1 protein-coding gene and 1 pseudogene are annotated in these 2152 nt (G+C 70.9%); both read left to right on the top strand.

The genetic code is table 11. The features are described 5' to 3' along the window. Positions 1–452: pseudogene (locus tag BN903_RS04575) on the top strand (hypothetical protein); the annotation flags it as partial. Positions 453–585: 133 nt separating this feature from the next. Beyond that, positions 586–2152, top strand: a 1567-nt coding sequence (locus BN903_RS04570; RefSeq protein WP_079890577.1) for a long-chain fatty acid--CoA ligase, incomplete at its 3' end; no start/stop codon positions are given.

The following is a 2152-nucleotide window of genomic DNA, read 5'->3' as shown; positions in this document are numbered from 1 at the left end:
TCGGAGCGGGGCCAAGTCGGCGCTCGTCGACCGGAGCCGCCGCGCCGCGGACGCGCGCGACAGGCTGGGCGGCGACGATAGACGAGGAGATAGCGGAACTGTCGGACCGGGAGACGACGCTGTCCGGGATCGACCGTCGTCGCCAGCGGCTGCTCGCCCACATGGAGGGCGTCCGCGCCGACCGCGAGACCGACGCGGCGATCGACGTCTGGAACCGGCTGGCGGAGTTGGAGCGCGAGTGCGACGAACTCGCCGCCGAGCGACAGCGCTCGCTCGACGACCCGCCGCTGACCCCCGGTCTCGACGACGACCCAGAGCGGACGTTCTACGGCTACCTCTACGGACCCACCGACGGGCCGCGCTATCCGGTGTTGGCGCAGGTGGCGGAGCTGGCGGACCGGATCCGCGCGGACAGGGACGGCGTCGGGAAGCGAATCGCCGTCGACGGCTGACCTCGAAAAGGGGACCGTCGAGCGTCGGAGAAGCCGCTCGACGGCCGCGAACGGCTCTTTTGTGGAGGGATCCGGGTGAGAGAAACTCAAAACTACCGGGTCGTTTATGAGGGTAGGGCGGGACTGAGGTCGTATGAGTTGGCAGGAGGCGGAACGAGCGTTCACCGACGCCGCGATCGCCCGAGAGACCCTCCCGCAGATGTTCGAGGGGACCGCGGAGCGGCACGCGGACCGGCTCGCGCAGCGGTACAAGGGAGGCATCCACGACCGATCGCTCGTCGCCGCCGGGGTCGTCCCGGCGGCACCCGCGGGGGAGTACGCCGACCTGACGTACGCCGAGATGCGTGAGATCGTCCGAAACCTCGCCGCGGGGCTCCGCGAGATTGGCGTCGACGGCGACACCCGGGTGGCGATGTACTCGCAGACCCGCATGGAGTGGGCGCAGGCCGACTTCGCCGCGCTGGCCGCCGGCGCGGTGGTGACGACCGTCTACGCCTCCTCGTCGCCGACCCAGCTGCGATACCTGCTGGAGGACCCGGAGGCGACCGTCGTCGTCGCCGAGAACCGCGAGATGCTCGGCGACGTGCTCAGCGTCCGCGACGACCTCGAACACGACCTCGACGCGATCGTGACCGTCGACGACGTCGACGCCGACGCCGTGGCGGCTGAAATCGACGGGAACGGACCGACGACCGACGACGTGTACACGCTGGGCGAGGTCCACGAACGCGGCGCGGCGGCGTTCGACGAGGCGATCTATGAGGAGTGGCTCGACGCGGTCGACACCGACGACCTCGCCAGCCTCATCTACACCTCGGGGACCACCGGGAAACCGAAGGGCGTCCGGCTCACGCACGCGAACTTCCGCGACAACGTCTCGCAGTGTTACCGTCGGTTCGCGGACCGGCCCGACCGCGACCCCGAGGTGCCCGGCATCTCCGCGGAGTCGACGACGCTCTCGTTCCTCCCGCTCGCGCACGTCTTCGAGCGGATGGCCGGCCACTACATGATGTTCGCCGCCGGAGCCACCGTCGCGTACGCGGAGAGCCCCGACACGCTCCGTGAGGACTTCGGACTGGTGCGCCCCACGACGACGACCAGCGTCCCCCGCGTCTACGAGAAGCTGTACGACGCGATCCGCGAGCAGGCGAGCGAGTCGCCGGTCAAGGAGCGCATCTTCGAGTGGGCGGTCGACGTCGGCCGCGCCCACCACGAGCGCGACGACCCCGGCCCGCTCCTCGACGCCAAGCGCGCGGTCGCCGACCGGCTCGTCTTCTCGTCGGTCCGGGAGGCGATCGGCGGCAACATCGACTTCTTCATCTCCGGGGGCGGGTCGCTGTCGGCCGAGCTCTGCGCGCTGTACCACGCGATGGACCTGCCGATCTTGGAGGGGTACGGCCTGACGGAGACGTCACCCGTCATCAGCGTCAACCCGCCGGAGCGCCCGACGGTCGGCACCATCGGCCCGCCGGTCGTCGACACGGAGATCGCGATCGACGACGCGGTCGTCGGCGAGGAGGTCGCGGGCCTCTCCGGCGATGTGGGCGAACTGCTCGTCCGCGGCCCGCAGGTGACCGACGGCTACTGGAACCGGCCGGACGCGACCGCGGAGGCGTTCGTCGACGCCGACGAACTTCCCGAGAGCGTCGTGACCGCCGGGACCCCGCCGACGCGACGCGTCGGCGTCACGGGACCGCCCC

Source organism: Halorubrum sp. AJ67, from assembly GCF_000513435.1.
This window is presented reverse-complemented; position numbering and strand designations above follow the sequence as displayed.